Here is an 18,908-nt window from a genome sequence, read left to right on the forward strand (position 1 = left end):
TTTGTATGCGCATACAATAAAAATAATATTATGAAAGGAAGGTACTTTGACCAATGAAGTTCTAATTCTCTTATTTATTTCATCCATCACAAATAGTGAACAAAAATGATGAAAACTAGCAGAGGATTAGTCTGTCCATTTGTCGATACTTTCTTTCGATACGATCATGTAAAAAATCGTTTATTTATGTACGATTTTTACATTAAAGGGCGACATTTATCCTCTCTAGTGAAACTAGGGAGGTTTTTTTTATGACTATTTTAATCGCACGTAATATCGAAAAGAGCTTTGGTGATCGCACCATATTTACGTTACCATCACTAGAAATTCAAGCAAACGATCGTATAGGAATTGTCGGAGTCAACGGAGCTGGAAAATCTACGTTATTACAAATATTAAGTAAAGAAATAGAAGCTGACAAAGGCACAGTAACTCATCATAGTTCTATCGCCATCATTCCACAGCTTAGCGAGGGGATACCGGAAACCGCTTCTCCCCTCGCTAAGGGCAAATGGAATATTTCAAACGTCGCAAATTCAATGAGCGGGGGTGAACGAATGCGCCTAAAGATCGCCCATGCCCTCGAACAAGATGCAGGCATTCTATTTGCTGATGAGCCAACAAGTCACTTAGATATGTTCGGTACAGAGCAATTAGAAAAGGCACTTTTATCTTATAAAGGTGCACTTGTTTTAATATCGCATGATCGTGATCTTTTAGATGCCATATGTACAAAAATCATCGAAGTTGAAGACGGTACTATTCAAGAATATAAAGGTAATTATTCAAACTATCGAAAGCAAAAAGAACGTGAGCGAATACAAAAGCAGGCAGAATATGATCAATATATACAAGAAAAAAATCGGTTAGAACAGTCAATTTCACAAAGAAAGCAACGTGCTTCTAGCATGACAAAAATCCCAACACGGTTCAGTTCATCTGAATCTAAACTTTATAAGTGCAGCGGGGCTCATGGGCAAGAAAATGTTAGCAAGGTAGCGAAAGCACTAGAAACACGCCTTGAAAAGTTGGAACAGAAAGAAAAACCGAAGGACTTTTCTCAAGCTCAGTTTGACGTACAATACCACACACCAATTCATAGTAAAGCAGTTGTTCAGTTTAATAAAACAACGAAGAAAATAGGGGATCGCACATTATTTAAAAATATGAATGGAACAATTGTCCCTGGGGCAAAACTTGCTATTTTAGGGGAAAACGGAAGCGGAAAAACAACTTTGTTCAAAATGCTTCTCGCGAACGAGCGTGGCATTCAGCTTTCGAAAAGTTGTAAAATTGGATACTTTGAACAAACATTATCTATTTTAAAAACAGATAAAACAATTTTAGAAAACGTTCTAGAAGAAACAAACTATACAGAATCGTTCGTTCGAACAATACTTGCAAGGCTCCTATTCCGCCGTGAAGATGTTCATAAACCTGTGCACATCTTAAGTGGTGGAGAACGCATGAAGGTTGCACTCGCAAAAGTATTTTTAGGAAACTATAATATGCTTCTGCTCGACGAACCGACAAACTATTTAGACTTGGCAACGCAAGAAGAATTAGAAAGCATGTTACAGGAGTATCCTGGTACAATACTTTTCATTAGCCATGACCGTGCCTTTATTCGTTCTGTTGCAAACCATATTCTACAAGTAGATGAGAGCGAACCAAGAATATTCCACGGCAATTACGAGCAATACACAAAAAGAACCACCCAAGCTTCTGTAAACGTTACTGAACAAGAATTATTACGATTACAAACAAAATTAACAGAAATCATCAGCCGGATTTCTATCCCAAATCAGCATGATGACATCACATTTCTCGAACAAGAATACGAAAAATTATTAGTTCGAATTCGGCAGTGTAAAGAAGCGCTCTAATGTCTTCCCCATATATCGACGGGACCTTCCGCATTTCCCAAGAAATATCGAGGCTTCGACATAGAATATCACCCTACCTATCATGTTAGACACAATAACAACAAAAAGCCGTGCACCAGCACGGCTTTTCACTTTATCCCGCTATTTGTGGGCAGTAAGACTCCCACCTCAAAATTCGGCTTGAGCAAAGAAATTAGGTGGGAGATCAACTGCCCGTAAACGCCCGATTGGTTCAACTAATAATCAGTGGGGGATGACCATTAAAGTTTCACTTTATATACGGACAGCAGTCCCACTCACCGCAACCATTAGCATTCCTTCGCGAACTACTTCGTAGTCCACATCGATACCAACAATGGCGTTCGCATTTTTTTGTCTTGCGAGAGTTTTCATCTCTTCCATTGCAATGTCGCGCGCTTCTTTTAATTTACTTTCATAGGCGCCTGCGCGACCACCGACAACGTCACGGACAGAAGCGAAAAGGTCACGCACGATATTCGCACCCATGATTGCTTCGCCATTAACGATATCGATATAATCAATAATTTCTTTCCCTTGAATTGTAGAAGTTGTTGTTACAATCATGCTTTGTAGCCTCCCAAATAAGATTTCCACTTACTTATGGTGCACTAATTCAGCAGAAATTATATTTACGAACTAAACTGCGCCTCATACAATCGGCTGTAACCCTCGCCACGTTTGATTAGTTCCTCATGTGAACCTTGTTCTGCAATACCGTCTTTATTTACAACGACGATGCGATCTGCATTTTTAATAGTTGCAAGCCTATGAGCGATAACTAATGTTGTACGGCCAACAGATAGTTCTGCAAGTGATTTTTGGATGGCAAGTTCTGTCTCTGTATCTAGCGCAGAAGTTGCTTCATCTAAAATTAAAATTGGCGGGTTCTTCAAGAACATACGGGCAATTGCTAAGCGCTGCTTTTGTCCTCCTGAAAGTTTCACACCACGCTCACCGATAACTGTATCTAAACCGTCTGGTTGCGAGTATATTAAGTCCTCTAGCTGAGCACGTTTTACCGCCTGCCAAATTTCAGACTCTGAAGCTTTTAAGTTTCCGTAAGCGATATTTTCACGAATTGTTCCTGAGAATAAGAAAACATCTTGCTGTACAATTCCGATTTGCTTACGAAGTGACGATAACGTCATCTCTTTGGTGTCAATGCCATCAATTTGAATTGATCCAGATGATTGTTCATAAAAACGAGGTAATAAACTACATAGTGTTGTTTTCCCTGCCCCTGATGGTCCAACGAAAGCAACTGTTTCACCTGCATGTATTTTCAAACTAATATCGTTTAAAATCGGCTCTTTATTTTCATATCCGAACGTGATGTTATTGTATTGAATATCGCCGTGTACATGTTTAACTTCTATTGCATCTTTAGAATCTACAATATCCGGCTCTGTTTCCAGAAGTTCTACATATCTTTTAAAACCAGCGATTCCTTTCGGATAACTTTCAATAACCGCGTTAATTTTTTCAATTGGGCGGAAGAAAATATTCGTTAATAAAACGAATCCAATAAATCCACCGTACGTTAATTCACCTTGCAGAACAAACCATGTACCACATATTAATACAAAGAGTGTTACAAGACGCATCAGCATATAACTAATCGATGAATTTAACGCCATAATTTTATACGCCATTAATTTTGTTGTACGGAAACGAGCATTATTTACAGCAAATTGCTCTTTCTCAAACTTTTCATTTCCGAATGCTTGTACAACGCGGATACCACCTACATTGTTCTCGATACATGCATTGAAATCAGCAACGTCTGAGAATAAACGTCTAAACGTACCTGTCATTTTTTTATTGAAGTAAAGTGCCAACCATAATAAGAACGGGATTACGAAGAATGTTAGAAGTGCTAACTTCCAGTTAATCATCATCATAAATGAAAATGCTCCAACTAAAGTCATAATGGCAATGAATAAATCTTCTGGTCCATGGTGAGCAATTTCCCCAATTTCCATTAAATCGTTTGTAAGACGTGAAATTAAATGACCTGTTTTATTATTATCAAAAAATCTGAATGATAGCTTTTGAATGTGATCAAATAATTTCTGCCTCATATCTGTTTCAATGTTAACCCCAAGCATATGTCCCCAATATGTAACGACATATTGCAGACCTGCATTTAACACATAAACTACGAACAAGCCGAAACAAGCCCATAAAATAAGCGTCCAGTTTTGTCCTGGTAATAACTTATCAATAAATTGATTTACGATAAGCGGGAAACCAAGTTCGAGTAAACCTGCGATAACTGCACAGGAAAAATCGAGTACGAATAAACCTTTGTACGGTTTATAGTAAGAAAAAAATTTACGTAGCATATCTTTCCTCCCTTTTCCAAATTAAAAGACTCTCTAAATGATAACCATTATCAAATAATTATTCAAGTTATCCGTCTACGAAACTAAAAAAACCTTCATCTATATTTGATGAAGGTTTCCATTTTATTTTATATAGCTTCCGAATCCCACTCGTGCTCTTGCTGAACAAATACAACACCTAATTCATGATGTCCCCCGGCGTATAATGCCGTTTGAGCAAGACGAAGCTCACCATTTGTATCTACTACTTCTAATTTACAAAACGCTCCTGTTGTCTTCGTTTGAAGCGCGTCATAAAACTCTTCGGTACTTCTTGGAATGATTCCATTTACTTTCGTAATAACTTCTCCAGGCTTTAAATTCATCTCTGCCCCAATTGTATTCGGAATTGTATCTAACACAACAAGTCCATCATTACGTGCGGCAAAGTATGCTGGTCTTTTCTCGTCTGCAATTTTCTCTTGCATCGAGATTGTAAAGCGTCCAAGCATTGCGACTCCCATCGCGATAATTGCAAGTACGTGCCACCAGTAACTTGCGATACCTAAAACGAGTACGAGCCCCGCTAAACCATAGACGCGTCTTCCTGTAAATAATAAAGCTTCCGTCGGCTCATAACTTCTAACCTTTCTCATAAATCCAATTAAAAATGGAACGAGGAATAAAGAGTATGTAGTCGAACCTATTGAAACGACAGGCCACCAAGAAATAAATCCTGTCACCGCGTCTCCTGGTATAAGAATAAATACTGGTACAAGCCATAAACGATTGGATTCATGTAGTCCAATTCGTAGCCCACGCTTACCTTTGTTAATTTTTGGCGTAGAATAACGAACTGCATTTTTAGAGATTAATAAACCCTCTACAACGAGCATAACGCCTAGTAAAATAGCAAGGGATACAATCGTACCCTCTTCACCTTCTCCAAGCTGTAAGAAGGAAACTGGCATCTTAGACGATAACAACACGAGTGCAATCGCGATTCCGAAAGTATAAGCTACAGATAAATATCGATACATAGCAGTTAATCCGAATAATAACGTCCAAAGTAAAATTGCCCATAAACTCGCTTTTGAAACAACAAGCCCAAGCCCAATCGTAATAATAGATACGATTAATCCGTACCCAATACCTGCAAATAGAGTTGTTCGTAGTTCAAACCAAATATCATATACTTTAAAAGAAAAATCTTTTCGTTCTCGTAATATACGTAAGTATCCAACGAAGATACTACTAATTAAAAATACATAGATAGCAGGGTGTAAGAAGAAACGTCCAACTGCTCGTAGTATTTCAAAAAGCCATGCCTCCACGAATTCATTCACCACCATTTATATCATTTTTTCTTTTTATCTTATCATATTTAACACATAAAAAAATACAGGCATCAAAGTGCCTGTATTCTTTCTTATTTCGCTATTAATTTCAATGCCGTCTGTAATTGTAAGTCATTTTCTCCAGAACGAATTTTTTCAATGATTTTAGTTTGAATCGCTTCAGCTGTCTTTTTATCGAGTTGTCCTGTTGCTTCCATCTCATTCGCATTTTGGAATGCTTTTAGTGCTGATTCTGTCTCTTTGCTAAAGTATCCATCTTCACGTCCTGGTACATATCCTAAGCTCTTAAGCATTTCTTGTGCGTGTTTTACTTGTACATCATTTGAATTGTATGAAAGTGTCTTTTCAATTTGAATTGGTGTCGCATGATAATAATCTGGTTGCTTCACTTCTACAGTTGGCGCGATTCCTTTTTTATGAATCCAATTGCCATCTGGTGTTAACCATTTAAACATTGTTAATTTAATGTTGCTGCCATCTTTAAATGGAACAGCCTGTTGAACAGTACCTTTACCAAACGTTTTTTCACCAATTAAATCGTATCCTTCTCCTTCTTTTAGCGCACCAGCTAAAATCTCTGAAGCAGAAGCACTTCCGTTATCAATTAATACTGAAATTGGATATGACTTTCTCTCTTTCAGTTCCGTAGAGAATTTCTTCTTCTCACCATTTCGCTGTTCTACTTGTAGCATTGGCTTTTTATCTGTCATGATGTCTCCTAGTATATCTTCTACACTATTTAAATAACCGCCAGGATTACCACGCACGTCAATAACTAAGCCTTTTATGTTTTTCTTCTCTAGCTCTTTTAACTGATCCTTAAATTCTTTCGCAGTATTTTCAGCGAAAGAAGTAATTTGCATATAACCGATATCTTTTCCGCTATCTTGCTTTACAGAACTAAATACAGTGAAAATCGGAATCTTTTCACGCTTAATTTTAAATTCTATCGGATCAGCCACTCCTGCGCGCTTAATTTCAATTGCAACAGTCGTTCCTTTTTTACCACGAATTTTTAATACTGCTTCTTCACGTGATAAATCTTTCACACTATTTCCATCTACAGATAAAATTTGGTCATTCGGTTTAATTCCTATCTTTTCTGCTGGTGAACCTTTAATTGGCGATACGATAATAAGCTTACCGTCCGTCTTGTTCACTTCAGCTCCAATCCCTTCAAGTTCAGGATCCAGTGACTGACTAAACTGTTTTGCCGTTTCTTTATCCATATACGTGGAATAAGGGTCCTTCAGCGTAGACAACATTCCCTGTATCGCACCTTCGACTAATTTGTCGTCTTTCACGTCTTCCACATAACGTGAATCAATTAGTGCATACGCCTCATTAATCTTTACCAAATTCCCTTGCGCTGTGCCAGCATTACCATTCGATACTGTTTGCGTTACATACGCTGGGTTTATCCCAAACCAGTACATACCACCAAACATCCCGCCAGCACCAATTAAAAATGCAACAACCATTCCAATAATTGCAACTCTACGTTTCAATGCGGAATTCCCCTTTCCAGAACACACAGGTGGTGTAGCAAAAGGCATCACACGATGTGTGATGCCTTTACCTATTTCTACTATATGATAAGCTTGTACGAATTATGTTTGCAACTTTTTATACTTTTAAGAAGCGACGAATTGACATTACACTTCCCCACATACCGATTAATGCACCGATTAACATTAATAAACCAGCTAATTGGAATACGAATGGGTTGTATGGTAGAAGCTCGAAAATTGTTCCGCCAAGTTTTTCATTAAACACACCTTGCAACGAATTATACATAACTAAAATTAGGCCAATTGGAATAATTGATCCTAATACTCCTAGGAATAATCCCTCTAACAAGAACGGCCAACGAATAAACCAGTTTGTTGCACCAACAAGTTTCATAATTTCAATCTCAGTACTACGAGCATAAATTGTAATTTTAATTGTGTTAGAGATTAAGAACATCGCTGTGAATAGAAGACCCGCAATTAACGCAATCCCGATGTTACGACCAGTTTTTACAGTATCAAATAATTTTTCAACTTGACCTTTACCGTATTGAACATTACTTACAAACTGCATTTTCTCAATCTTTTTCGCAATTGTTGCCGTATCTGTTGGTTCTTTCGCCTTTACAACAAATACGTTTTTCAGTGGGTTATCTTGCTCAAATAACTCGAACGTTTTTCCACTATCGCCTAAGCTTTTAATTAAACGTTTCAACTCTTCTTCTTTAGAAGAATATTTAATAGAATCTACTTTCGCAATTTTACTCATATCTTCTTCTAATTTCTTTTGATCAGCTTCTTTTGCTGCTGGATCAACATGCACACGAATTTCTACATCTTGCTCTACTTTCGTCGCAAAATGGTTCATATTCATAATCGCTGTCAAAAAGACACCTACAAGTAATAATGTAACTGTTACTGCACTTACAGAAGCAAATGTCATCCATCCGTTACGGGATAGATTTTTCACACCTTCTCGCAAATGTCGACTAAGGGTTTTAGCCTTCATATCCGTATCCTCCCTCAATCTCGTCTCGAACAATTCTTCCACCTTCAATTGCAATTACACGATGACGAATTGTATTTACGATATCTGCGTTATGTGTCGCCATAACAATCGTTGTACCACGCTCATTAATACGTTTAAAAATCTTCATAATATCAAGAGCTGTTTCAATATCTAAGTTACCTGTTGGCTCATCGGCAATTACAACCTTTGGCTTATTTACAATCGCTCTTGCAATCGCCACACGTTGTTGCTCTCCGCCCGAAAGCTCATTTGGAAGTGCATCGGCACGCTCTTCAAGACCAACAAGACCTAACACTTCTGTAACGCGCTCACGAATCGCTTCCTTCTCTTCTTCAATTACTTCTAAAGCAAACGCAACATTCTCATATACCGTTAATTTAGGTAGCAATTTAAAATCTTGGAAAATTACGCCTAATTGACGACGGAAATATGGAACATCTCTTTCTGCTAATGTTTCAATTACAAGTCCATTTACATTAATTGATCCTGTAGATGGCTTCTCTTCACGATACATCATTTTAATAAATGTAGATTTTCCGGCTCCACTCGGTCCAACTACGTATACGAATTCACCTTGTTTAATGTTAACTGTGAGACCAGCAATGGCTTTCATACCATTTGGGTACTCCTTATAAACATTCGTCATTTTTATCATTATTTATCACCCAATACTTAATGATTTTTTTAGAAATACTTTTCTGTACATTTGAAAATAAAAGAAAAACCTTTATTTTCATTCGACCATTCTTGTTGAAGGTAGCTTCCATACATGCTTTTTATTAGCAACGCTACTCTATGTAATATATTTCATCAAAATTCTACAAACCCCATTGTAACATCAATCGGTTTCCAATTCGGATACATTTTTGTTACAGTTATGTTACATCCTAATAAAAGGTAAACGAGCTCATGTAATTACTTAACTCGAAGCACTTTTCGGTCAAGTTATACAATCAGCTCGTTTATTAATTACGTTTCTTATTTATGCTCCGCTAACCATTCAGCTACTTTTTTCGCATCTTCACCTTGAATAATTCCTGGTGACATTGAACCGCGGCCTTTTTCAATAATCTTTTCAATCTCTGCTGCGTCATATTTCTGTCCTACTTTTCGTAAATCTGGTCCAGTTGCTCCTGATAAATCTTTAGCGTGACAACCTATACAACTTTTTTGGTAAATTTGCTCTGCGCTATCTGTGCTTGCAGATTGTTTTGATGGTTTACTCTCTTCTTTATTTCCACATGCTCCTAAAGCAAAAACGACTGACGTCCCCAGCGTAATAGCCAACAATTTCTTTTTCACTTCTATCGCTCCCCATTGTTGATATTCTTTTCATTCATAACTAGGCAATAGTTTTCATAACACATTCAATATTCATTATAAGCATTATCTTTATATAGAAAAACTAAGGTGTATTTCATATTTTTCACAAATATAGTGAGAAGCCTAATAAAATAAGCTTTCATAAATTGTTTCAATTCTGTGAACACCTTAGAAAGTTCTATAAAGAGCCTTTTTCTCCAATCAAAACTGAGAAATTCTATATAAAGTCCTACTCTATTACCACTTTGTTTTACTATTCTCTACCTTTTACAAAACAATATACGGCATTGTATTCTACATATAATCTCATCAAAAAGAGAAGTTGTCGTTTCCAACTTCTCTTCCTCTTTATTTCATCAATATAAATAAGATAAGCCTCTTTATATCCTCTTGGACCTCAGCATGTGCCAACAATTCTGTTGGCTTTTTCTCTTATTAAATACGAGAACGTAAATACGCATCAATAAACGGATTAATTTCTCCATCCATAACTGCTTGTACGTTACCAACTTCTGTATTTGTACGATGGTCTTTCACAAGAGAATACGGGTGGAATACGTAAGAACGGATTTGGCTGCCCCATCCAATTTCTTTTTGCTCTCCGCGAATCTCATCTAATTGTGCTTGTTGTTCTTCTAATTTCTTTTGATATAATTTCGCTTTTAGCATTTTCATCGCATGCTCACGGTTTTTAATTTGAGAACGCTCTGACTGACATGTTACAACCGTGTTTGTCGGTAGATGAGTTATACGAACTGCTGAATCTGTCGTATTAACGTGCTGTCCACCTGCACCACTTGCACGATACGTATCTATTTTCAAATCTTCTGTACGCACTTCAATTTCAACTTCATCATTGAATTCAGGTACAACTTCACAAGATACGAACGATGTATGACGACGACCTGAAGAATCGAACGGTGAAATACGTACAAGACGATGTACACCTTTCTCCGCTTTCAAGTAACCGTAAGCGTTATGACCTTTAATTAATAATGTAACACTCTTAATACCAGCTTCATCGCCCGGTAAGTAGTCAACCGTTTCTACTTTAAACCTACGTTTTTCAGCCCAGCGCGTGTACATACGTAATAACATAGAACCCCAGTCTTGTGACTCTGTTCCACCTGCACCTGGGTGTAATTCTAAAATAGCGTTATTTTTATCATAAGGATCGCTTAATAGTAACTGCAGCTCGTACTCATTCATTTCTTGAATTAAAGTTTTCACTTCAGATTCTAGTTCCTCATGTAAATCTTCATCATACTCTTCTTTAAGTAAGTCATGCGTCATTTCTAAGTTTTCGAACGTCTCATCTAACTGACGGAACCTTCCAACCATATCTTTCAGCGCATTCGCTTCATTAATTACAGCTTGTGCGCCTTGTTGGTCATCCCAAAATCCTGCGCCCATCATCGTTTCTTCTAATTCTGCAATTTGTTTTTCCTTAGTAGGAAGGTCAAAGAGACCCCCTAAAAGCCGCTAATCTCTTAGCCATTTTTTCTAATTCTTGCCTAATTTCTACTAATTCCATTTCCTTCACCTCTATGTAATTGCTGTTACTTTCATATGAAAACAAGGGAAACTCTCTCCGCTTATTACGGAGAGAGTTTAATCCTTTTCATTATACATTTTTGATGTAAAAATTTGCAAAGCAGTCTAAATTACAGTTTCTTATTACTGCCCAATGCCACAACAGTTTTTATATTTCTTGCCACTACCACATTTACATAAATCGTTGCGTCCCATTTGGTCACCTTTTACAACCGGTTTTTTCTTCGCGTCTTCGCCATCGCTTGATGGATGAACAGCTTCACCTTGAACAACTTCTTGACGCTCTAAGTTTTGCTCAATTTCAGCTTTCATAATGTAACGAGAGATTTCCTCTTCAATAGAAGCGATCATCGACTCGAACATTGCGAATCCTTCCATTTGGTATTCACGAAGTGGATCGATTTGTCCGTAAGCACGTAAATGAATACCTTCACGAAGATGATCCATTGCATCGATATGATCTGTCCATTTCGTATCTACAACACGGAATACAACAACCTTTTCGAATTCACGCGTCTGCTCTTCAGGTAGAAGCTTCTCTCTTTCGTTATAACGCTCTAATAATTTCGCGATAATTGATTCACTCATTTCTTCTGGAGCAAGGCGACGTAACTCTTCTTCTTTTACATCTCCTTCTTCAAGAAGGTTTGTATTTAAGTAATCGACAAGACCTTTAATGCTCCAATCTTCTTCGATTTCTTCTTGCGTATGAAGTGCAACAGCACGTTCTATCGTAGATTTCATCATACCTTCAATAATACTGCGTAAGTTCTCTGAATCCATTACTTCTTGACGCTGTTTATAAATTACTTCACGTTGTTGACGAAGTACATCGTCGTATTGCAATAGCTGTTTACGTGCATCATAGTTATTTCCTTCCACACGTTTTTGCGCAGATTCTACCGCACGAGAAACCATTTTACTTTCGATTGGCTGTGAATCATCCATACCAAGGCGATCCATCATCGCTTTCATATTGTCAGAACCGAAGCGGCGCATTAGTTCATCTTCCATTGATAAGTAGAACTGTGTTACACCAGGGTCCCCTTGACGACCAGAACGACCACGTAACTGATTATCAATACGACGACTTTCGTGACGCTCTGTACCGATAACTGCTAGGCCAACGTTTCTAATATCGTCGCCTAACTTAATATCCGTACCACGACCAGCCATATTCGTCGCAATTGTTACAGCGCCTTTCATACCAGCTTCTGCAATGATATCTGCTTCACGCGCATGGTTTTTTGCATTTAAGATATTATGACGTACACCTTTACGTGTTAACATTTTTGAAATAAGCTCTGACGTTTCAATTGCAACTGTACCAACAAGAATAGGTTGCCCTTGCTTATGACGATTTACAATATCCTCAACAACTGCATTGAATTTACCTTCCATTGATTTGAAGATTAAATCAGCACGATCATCACGAATAATATCTTTATTCGTTGGAATTACGATAACATTCATATTGTAAATACTACGGAATTCTTCTTCTTCCGTTTTCGCTGTACCAGTCATACCAGATAATTTTTCGTACATACGGAAGTAGTTTTGGAACGTAATTGTTGCAAGCGTCATACTTTCATTTTGAATTTCTACGCCTTCTTTTGCTTCAATAGCTTGATGTAAACCTTCGCTATAACGACGACCTTTCATAAGACGACCAGTGAATTGGTCTACGATTACAATTTCGCCTTCTTGTACAACATAATCTGTATCAAGGTGCATAACAACGTGTGCACGAAGCGCCTGATTAATATGGTGAAGAAGTGCTACATGTTTTAAATCGAATAAGTTATCGATATGGAAAGCTTTCTCAGCTTTCGTAATACCATCTTCTGTTAACATTACATTTTTCGTTTTCACATCAAATGAATATTCTTTTTCATTTTCTAATGTACGAACGAATGCATTTGCAAACATGTATAGCTCTGCTGATTTTTGAGCTTGTCCCGAAATAATAAGCGGCGTACGTGCTTCATCGACTAAAATAGAATCGACTTCATCGATGATAGCAAAATTAAGTGGACGCTGAACGCACTGCTCTCTATATAACACCATGTTGTCACGTAAGTAATCGAACCCAAGCTCGTTATTTGTGCTATACGTAATATCAGCAGCATAAGCAGCTTGTTTCTCTTCACGTGACATACTATTCAAGTTAATCCCTACAGTTAAGCCAAGGAACTCATGAAGTTCTCCCATTTCACTTGCATCACGTTGTGCTAAGTATTCATTGACTGTAACAACGTGAACACCTTTTCCTGTTAATGCGTTTAAATATACAGGTAAAGTAGATGTTAACGTTTTACCTTCACCTGTTTTCATCTCAGAGATATTTCCTTCATGTAAGGCGATACCACCCATTAGCTGTACGCCATATGGACGCATTCCAAGAACACGATTCGCTGCTTCACGAACAACCGCAAAAGCTTCAGGAAGTAGATCATCTACTGTCTCACCTTTTGTTAGACGTTCTTTAAATTCAATCGTTTTTCCTTTTAATTGTTCATCAGTTAGCGGCTTAATAGATGATTCTAATGCATCAATTTGCTCCACTGTCTTCTGCATACGTTTAATTTGGCGTTGGTTGACATCAAATACCTTTTTTAAAATACCGATCATAGGAAATACGCTCCTCTTTTATTAAAATAAAACTTCCGATTGCTTTCTTTTTCTCTTTACAATCAGTCGTTATAAAAATCAAATTTACCCCGCATTAACGGGCTGTAAGATCCCTACCTCAAAATTAAGCAAAAACAAAAATTAGGTATGGGATCAACTGCCCGTAAATGCCCGATTGGTTCAACTAATAATCAGTAGGTGGGAAGAACCCACCACTGATTAAAGTTTCACTTTATGTTATGCCAATTTTTCTCCTAATTAAAAAACTAAAATGTATAAACCTAATGATAATTGTAACACTTGTCTTATAACTATGACAACAATCGTCCAAATGTGGGGTCTTATATTCAGAAAAAAATTTTATTTTATTTGTTCCAACAAACTAATATCTCTTCGTTACAAATTTTGTATTAAATCTAAGTAGTATTCTTTCAAGTTCTCTTTTAAAGAGGATGGCTCAATTATTTTTATAGTTTTACCAAAACTGGCCAAATACGAAATAATAAAATTGATTTCAGCAGGCTCATAAGTTCCTATCAAATATGTATCTTCGTGCTCTTCCCATAACTTCATCGAAGGATATTGTTGTTGTTTAAATATCTCTATCCCCTTTGCAGTAATCGAGCATTTAAAATGAATAGCTTGTTCAGTCGCCTTCCAAAGACTATGTGCGTTATGTATATTTATATTTTCTAAATCCACACTACCCTCGGCGCCTACCACTTCTAACGACCTAATGCGATCGCAACGAAGAACTCGATAAGCCGATTTATCTAAATCATAAGCTTGGCAATACCAATAACCTTTCATTGCATAAATCGAAATTGGCTGAATACGACGCATTGTCGTTTGCTTCGGCGTAACATAGTTTACATTTAATGCCTCTTTTTGAACAGCAGCTAATAAAAGTTCTTCTAGATAACCACATTCATGCGCCTGTTCCAAATGATAAAAAGCAACTCTCTTTTGCAAGTTTTCAATTTGCTCACGCTGTTTTGACGAAACACTATTTAAAAATTTCTTATTAATGGAATGAAACGAAATTTGAAAGGGAATACTTACAAAACTTCTTAACGCTTGCATTGCAAAATAAAGTGCAAAAACTTCATGATTTGTAAATGAAATCGGTGGTAATGTCATCGTTTTTATTAAACGATACCCTCCATACCGACCATACTCTGCAAAAAGAGGTACACCCATTCCCTCTAATGATGCAATATCACGTAACGCTGTCCTTTTTGAAATTTGAAATTCATCCATTAAATCTTTCAATGTGAATATTTGTTTTTGATTTATAAAACGCAGCATCTGATTTAAACGTTCAACTTTTTTCATAAACTCTCCCTATAGGTGCCATATGTTGGCACCTTATATTTGTATAGTAATAAGTGTAAACATATATGAAGGAGGCAATACAATGAACTTTGAAGTAATCCCTTTTTTATCATTAAATGGGCAAGGTGCCAAAGCAATTGCATTTTACGAACAACATTTAGGGGCAAAAGTTTTATTTTAAAAGAATTATAAAGAGATGAAAGAAATAGATCCAGATTTCACATATGAAGAAAGCCAAGAACATTATATTACCCATTCTGTTTTACAAATTGGCACTAATAAAATTATGATTGCGGAACAGGCAGTGGATTCCACACGCCCTTGGCAATTAAGTAATAGCTCATCATTATGCATTCAATCTAAAGATTTCCAAACCGTTGAAGCACTCTATCACAATCTAATTCAACATGATGAGGTTTATATTTTAACGCCTTTTGAAAAAAACTCCTTCAGCCCGGGTTATGCCATTGTGCGAGATCCTTTTGGAATAGTAATACAGTTGACCGTTACAAAACATGACTTCTAAATTTCATTACGAATAAGCCATTTAAATTTATATCAATATTACAAGATAGGAAGGCAAAAACAGATAAAAAAAGCGCAGCCATTTCGGCTACGCTTTTGAATGATTATTTTGTTTCGATTAAACCATATTTCCCGTCTTTACGGCCATATACAACATTAGTTTCATTTGTATCCGCATTTGTGAAGACGAAGAAATTATGTCCTAGCATATCCATTTGTAAGATTGCTTCTTCAACGTCCATCGGTTTTAAATCGAATCGTTTTGTACGTACAAGTTCTAATTCATCCTCTTCTACCTCATCCAGAACAGCTACTGCTTGTGGAAGGATAAAATTAGTTTTAACAGAACCCTTTTCACGTAATTTACGGTTTACTTTTGTTTTATGTTTACGAATTTGTCGCTCAATTTTATCAACTACTAAATCAATCGCAGCGTACATATCGCTATTTGTTTCTTCTGCACGAAGTAATAAATCTGTAAATGGAATTGTTACCTCGATACGTTGCTTGTCAGAGTATACTTTTAAATTAACCTTAATCTCTGGGAATGTATCAAAATAACGCTCTAATTTACTTAGCTTTTTCTCTACATATTCCTTTAATGCTGGAGTTACTTCAATATTTTCACCACGAATGTTGAATTTCATAGATGAATTCCTCCTTTCAAGCCTATGTACTATAATTTCGACATTGGCTTAAAAACTCCTTCTAATTTTTTTGAAAAATTAGTGGAATTGCGATTTTTTTATCGTTTTTTGTTGAAATGAAAAGATGCATCGTTTCTATCTTTATTTTATCCTATTAACATCGTGAATAACGAATGTAACTGTGGACAATTAGTTACAGAAAAGAAACAACTTTTTGACAACTCCTCTAAAACAAAAAAGCCCTTGTTACGAGCAAGAGCTTTCGCCATCTATATAATGCTGCTAAAAATACAGCTCTATCTTTTCCAAAAACTTAATTTTTACAGTTTCACAACATTAGCCGCTTGTGGCCCACGTGCTCCATCAACAATATCAAACTCCACTTGTTGACCTTCTTCTAACGACTTATACCCATCTTGTTGAATAGCAGAAAAATGAACAAACACATCGTCACCATCTTCACGCTCAATAAACCCAAATCCCTTTTCTGCATTGAACCATTTTACTCGTCCTTGCATGTTCATTCCATTCCCTTCACTCTTAAAATCAGGGCATTCGCCCCATATTCTGACTATAGCGAATGACAAGACTGTAAGTCAAAGAAGACCTGTCGTCTTTTTATTACTCCTTTCGACATTCACATATTAACCTCTACAAAGCGTCAAACAAGAAACCTCTCTCGCTCCTCGATCATACAAAAGGCTTCCAATTTGCCTAACAGTAATTCCTGTCGTATACACATCATCCACGATTAAAACGTGTTGCTCATGAAACATCTCTTCTCCCTGAAAATAAAAAGGATTAACTCCCGATATCCTTTCTTTACGCTTCTTCTTACTTTGTTTTTCTGTTTCTATTCTTCTTAATGATGTACAAAACATTTTGATAGGCAAACAAGAAGCTAGTAACTCCGCTTGATTAAAACCACGCTCGTATTCTCGCTCTTCACTAAGAGGGACCGGAATGGCAACTGAAACATTCGCAAAATATTTTTGAAAAAGACTTCGAAAAGGCTGATGAAAAATATGCACTAATTCAGCATCTCCTCGAAATTTAAACTGTGCTAATATTTCTTTCATCCCTTCATCATACACATGCAACGAACGATTTATGAGAGACGGAAACCCCTGCTCGTTCGTCCACCTTATGCAGTCCATACAAATATCCCCGTTTTTATATTCAGCTGGTACAAGTTCTAAAGGCCGACCACACTCCTTGCAAATATCTCCTATAATATAGGAAAGTTTTTGTTCACATCTATCACATATATACTTTTTATGAAGCTTAACAAAAAAAGTGTACCAACTAATCGCATATGAAATATACTCATCACAAAGTAGACAATGCATCAATCTATCAGTCCTTGTTCTTTAGCATTCTTATTCATACTTTGAATATGTTTTTTCGCACGAACCATCGCCTCTGTCTTTCCATAATGAAAATAGATAACATCTCCATGCGGTTCATCAGAGCTTCTGCCAGCACGCCCTGCAATTTGAACGAGAGCACTTTCTGAAAATATTTCTTCCTCAGCTCCTAAAACTGCAACTTGCAAATTTTTAACAGTTACTCCTCGTTCCAAAATCGTCGTTGTAACTAATAAAGGGATTTCTCCTTTTCTGAAAGCTGCTACCTTCTCTTTTCTCGCCGGATCTTCTGCATGCACACCGTCAATTTGATTGTTTAATGATTTTAATAACTGGCTAATTTCTTCTACATATCGCACATGAGGAACAAATAAAAAAATGGGGCATCGTTTCGATAAGTACAGATTTAACCATTGTAATAAAGCACGAGGAATTTTTTTACGTATAAGACCCTTTTTCCAATTTCCGCACCACTGAAATATCGGAACTGGCAATGGATGACGATGGTATCGCCCTGAAATAATAACCCCTTTTTGCTTACCACTTCGCAACTTACGCTTCCACTTTTCATCTGGAGTTGCAGTTAAATAAATACGCGCTGCCTTCTCTTTCATCGCTTCGTTTACTGCATACTGCAACATCTTATCTGCATGATACGGAAAAGCATCTATCTCATCTACAATCATGACATGGAACGCCCTATAATAACGTAACAATTGATGTGTAGTTGCAACGATTAACGCCGCATCTTTTTCTCGGTCTAAACTCCCTCCGTATAAAGCAGCTACATTTATATTTGGAAACACTTCTTGTAATCTTGGTGCTAATTCAAGTACAACGTCCGTTCTCGGCGTTGCAATACAAACTCTTTCTCCCTTTTGTAGTGCCTCTGCAATTCCGCGAAACAACATTTCTGTTTTTCCAGCCCCGCACACCGCCCAAATAAAAAATGATTCTTTCTGCTTAACAGCGTCAACGACACTTTGCGCAGCTAACTCCTGACCGTCAGACAAAACGCCTTCCCACTGTAACGGATTCAAATAACTTTCTCCGCTTATTTCAGCAATCCCGCGAACAAGTACAGTACATTCACTTACCCTGCCCATCGTTATACATTTCCGGCAATACGTACATACTTCATTGCACCTTTTACATAGCAATGATGCAAATAGTCGCTGCTCTATATTTCCGCAGCGCTGACACATATATTTTGAAGACTTCTTAATTACCCCTTGTACACAAACGACGTCTCGATTCCTTTTCAGATGATCCAATTTATCCTGCAAACCTGAAGAGAGTTCTTCTAACAGTAACTGTCTACCAGCTAACATCATCAATAGCCACCTCCAGCACTACTATAAATCCTGCTCTTTATCTCGTAAAAACTCAAAAAAGC

The 18,908-nt window shown here is 37.0% G+C and carries 15 protein-coding genes and 1 pseudogene; 2 read left to right on the forward strand and 14 right to left on the reverse strand.

What is annotated here, in order from left to right:
* The first annotated feature begins 251 nt into the window (after nucleotides 1-251).
* On the forward strand, nucleotides 252-1,886 hold the full coding sequence (gene abc-f / locus QCI77_RS26235) for a ribosomal protection-like ABC-F family protein (RefSeq protein ID WP_353825662.1): 1,635 nt from the start codon (nucleotides 252-254) through the stop codon (nucleotides 1,884-1,886).
* A gap of 273 nt (nucleotides 1,887-2,159) precedes the next feature.
* Here the strand turns inward: abc-f and QCI77_RS26240 are convergent, their stop codons facing one another.
* The 10 genes from QCI77_RS26240 to QCI77_RS26285 all read right to left on the reverse strand — a co-directional run bounded on the left by QCI77_RS26240 (nucleotide 2,160) and on the right by QCI77_RS26285 (nucleotide 14,973).
* Complete coding sequence (locus QCI77_RS26240; RefSeq protein WP_002112849.1) at nucleotides 2,160-2,471, reverse strand: YbjQ family protein; 312 nt, start codon at nucleotides 2,469-2,471, stop codon at nucleotides 2,160-2,162.
* Nucleotides 2,472-2,536: 65 nt separating this feature from the next.
* A complete protein-coding gene (locus QCI77_RS26245; RefSeq protein ID WP_002034767.1) occupies nucleotides 2,537-4,252 on the reverse strand; it encodes an ABC transporter ATP-binding protein in 1,716 nt (571 codons plus the stop codon).
* Nucleotides 4,253-4,380: 128 nt separating this feature from the next.
* Complete coding sequence (locus tag QCI77_RS26250; protein ID WP_353825663.1) at nucleotides 4,381-5,565, reverse strand: PDZ domain-containing protein; 1,185 nt, start codon at nucleotides 5,563-5,565, stop codon at nucleotides 4,381-4,383.
* A 95-nt stretch (nucleotides 5,566-5,660) separates the two neighbouring features.
* Entirely contained in the window at nucleotides 5,661-7,097 is a 1,437-nt protein-coding gene (locus QCI77_RS26255; protein WP_012261984.1) for a S41 family peptidase, read from the reverse strand.
* 118 nt (nucleotides 7,098-7,215) lie between these two features.
* Nucleotides 7,216-8,109 carry a permease-like cell division protein FtsX gene (gene ftsX / locus QCI77_RS26260; protein ID WP_002089596.1) on the reverse strand — a complete coding sequence of 298 codons (894 nt, stop codon included), beginning with the start codon at nucleotides 8,107-8,109 and terminating at the stop codon, nucleotides 7,216-7,218.
* On the reverse strand, nucleotides 8,099-8,785 hold the full coding sequence (ftsE, locus tag QCI77_RS26265) for a cell division ATP-binding protein FtsE (RefSeq protein ID WP_002016128.1): 687 nt from the start codon (nucleotides 8,783-8,785) through the stop codon (nucleotides 8,099-8,101). Before ftsE ends, ftsX begins: the two co-directional genes overlap by 11 nt.
* 323 nt (nucleotides 8,786-9,108) lie before the next feature.
* Complete coding sequence (gene cccB, locus QCI77_RS26270; protein ID WP_002016129.1) at nucleotides 9,109-9,432, reverse strand: cytochrome c551; 324 nt, start codon at nucleotides 9,430-9,432, stop codon at nucleotides 9,109-9,111.
* Between the two features lie 456 nt (nucleotides 9,433-9,888).
* A protein-coding gene (prfB, locus tag QCI77_RS26275) for a peptide chain release factor 2 (RefSeq protein ID WP_100248371.1) occupies nucleotides 9,889-10,987 on the reverse strand; the annotation gives its coding sequence in 2 pieces (ribosomal slippage) (nucleotides 9,889-10,914 and nucleotides 10,916-10,987; 1,098 coding nt in all).
* Nucleotides 10,988-11,130: 143 nt separating this feature from the next.
* Nucleotides 11,131-13,638 (reverse strand): preprotein translocase subunit SecA, encoded by a 2,508-nt coding sequence (secA, locus tag QCI77_RS26280; protein WP_353825664.1) that lies wholly within the window; start codon nucleotides 13,636-13,638, stop codon nucleotides 11,131-11,133.
* A 396-nt stretch (nucleotides 13,639-14,034) separates the two neighbouring features.
* The gene (locus tag QCI77_RS26285; RefSeq protein WP_353825665.1) at nucleotides 14,035-14,973 is read right to left on the reverse strand and encodes a helix-turn-helix transcriptional regulator; all 939 of its coding nucleotides are present in this window, start codon (nucleotides 14,971-14,973) and stop codon (nucleotides 14,035-14,037) included.
* An 82-nt stretch (nucleotides 14,974-15,055) separates the two neighbouring features.
* Here QCI77_RS26285 and QCI77_RS26290 point away from each other — a divergent pair.
* A pseudogene (locus QCI77_RS26290) lies at nucleotides 15,056-15,499 on the forward strand (VOC family protein).
* Between the two features lie 103 nt (nucleotides 15,500-15,602).
* Here QCI77_RS26290 and hpf read toward each other — a convergent pair.
* The 4 genes from hpf to comFA all read right to left on the reverse strand — a co-directional run bounded on the left by hpf (nucleotide 15,603) and on the right by comFA (nucleotide 18,843).
* Nucleotides 15,603-16,145 (reverse strand): ribosome hibernation-promoting factor, HPF/YfiA family, encoded by a 543-nt coding sequence (hpf, locus tag QCI77_RS26295; RefSeq protein ID WP_193646842.1) that lies wholly within the window; start codon nucleotides 16,143-16,145, stop codon nucleotides 15,603-15,605.
* Nucleotides 16,146-16,465: 320 nt separating this feature from the next.
* Nucleotides 16,466-16,663 carry a cold shock protein CspC gene (gene cspC, locus QCI77_RS26300; protein ID WP_001990088.1) on the reverse strand — a complete coding sequence of 66 codons (198 nt, stop codon included), beginning with the start codon at nucleotides 16,661-16,663 and terminating at the stop codon, nucleotides 16,466-16,468.
* 126 nt (nucleotides 16,664-16,789) lie between these two features.
* A complete protein-coding gene (locus tag QCI77_RS26305) occupies nucleotides 16,790-17,494 on the reverse strand; it encodes a ComFC family protein (protein ID WP_002129929.1) in 705 nt (234 codons plus the stop codon).
* Nucleotides 17,494-18,843 carry an ATP-dependent helicase ComFA gene (gene comFA / locus QCI77_RS26310; RefSeq protein ID WP_353825666.1) on the reverse strand — a complete coding sequence of 450 codons (1,350 nt, stop codon included), beginning with the start codon at nucleotides 18,841-18,843 and terminating at the stop codon, nucleotides 17,494-17,496. Before comFA ends, QCI77_RS26305 begins: the two co-directional genes overlap by 1 nt.
* Between the last annotated feature and the right edge of the window lie 65 nt (nucleotides 18,844-18,908).

The organism is Bacillus cereus group sp. MG9, from assembly GCF_040459995.1.
Lineage (GTDB): Bacteria > Bacillota > Bacilli > Bacillales > Bacillaceae_G > Bacillus_A > Bacillus_A mycoides.

Excerpts from the sequence above, each read along its gene's own strand:
- abc-f (WP_353825662.1), top strand. The coding sequence starts at position 252 with ATGACTATTTTAATCGCACGTAATATCGAAAAGAGCTTTGGTGATCGC.
- QCI77_RS26240 (WP_002112849.1), bottom strand. The coding sequence starts at position 2,471 with ATGATTGTAACAACAACTTCTACAATTCAAGGGAAAGAAATTATTGAT.
- QCI77_RS26245 (WP_002034767.1), bottom strand. The coding sequence starts at position 4,252 with ATGCTACGTAAATTTTTTTCTTACTATAAACCGTACAAAGGTTTATTC.
- ftsX (WP_002089596.1), bottom strand. The coding sequence starts at position 8,109 with ATGAAGGCTAAAACCCTTAGTCGACATTTGCGAGAAGGTGTGAAAAAT.
- ftsE (WP_002016128.1), bottom strand. The coding sequence starts at position 8,785 with ATGATAAAAATGACGAATGTTTATAAGGAGTACCCAAATGGTATGAAA.
- secA (WP_353825664.1), bottom strand. The coding sequence starts at position 13,638 with ATGATCGGTATTTTAAAAAAGGTATTTGATGTCAACCAACGCCAAATT.
- QCI77_RS26285 (WP_353825665.1), bottom strand. The coding sequence starts at position 14,973 with ATGAAAAAAGTTGAACGTTTAAATCAGATGCTGCGTTTTATAAATCAA.
- hpf (WP_193646842.1), bottom strand. The coding sequence starts at position 16,145 with ATGAAATTCAACATTCGTGGTGAAAATATTGAAGTAACTCCAGCATTA.
- cspC (WP_001990088.1), bottom strand. The coding sequence starts at position 16,663 with ATGCAAGGACGAGTAAAATGGTTCAATGCAGAAAAGGGATTTGGGTTT.
- QCI77_RS26305 (WP_002129929.1), bottom strand. The coding sequence starts at position 17,494 with ATGCATTGTCTACTTTGTGATGAGTATATTTCATATGCGATTAGTTGG.
- comFA (WP_353825666.1), bottom strand. The coding sequence starts at position 18,843 with ATGTTAGCTGGTAGACAGTTACTGTTAGAAGAACTCTCTTCAGGTTTG.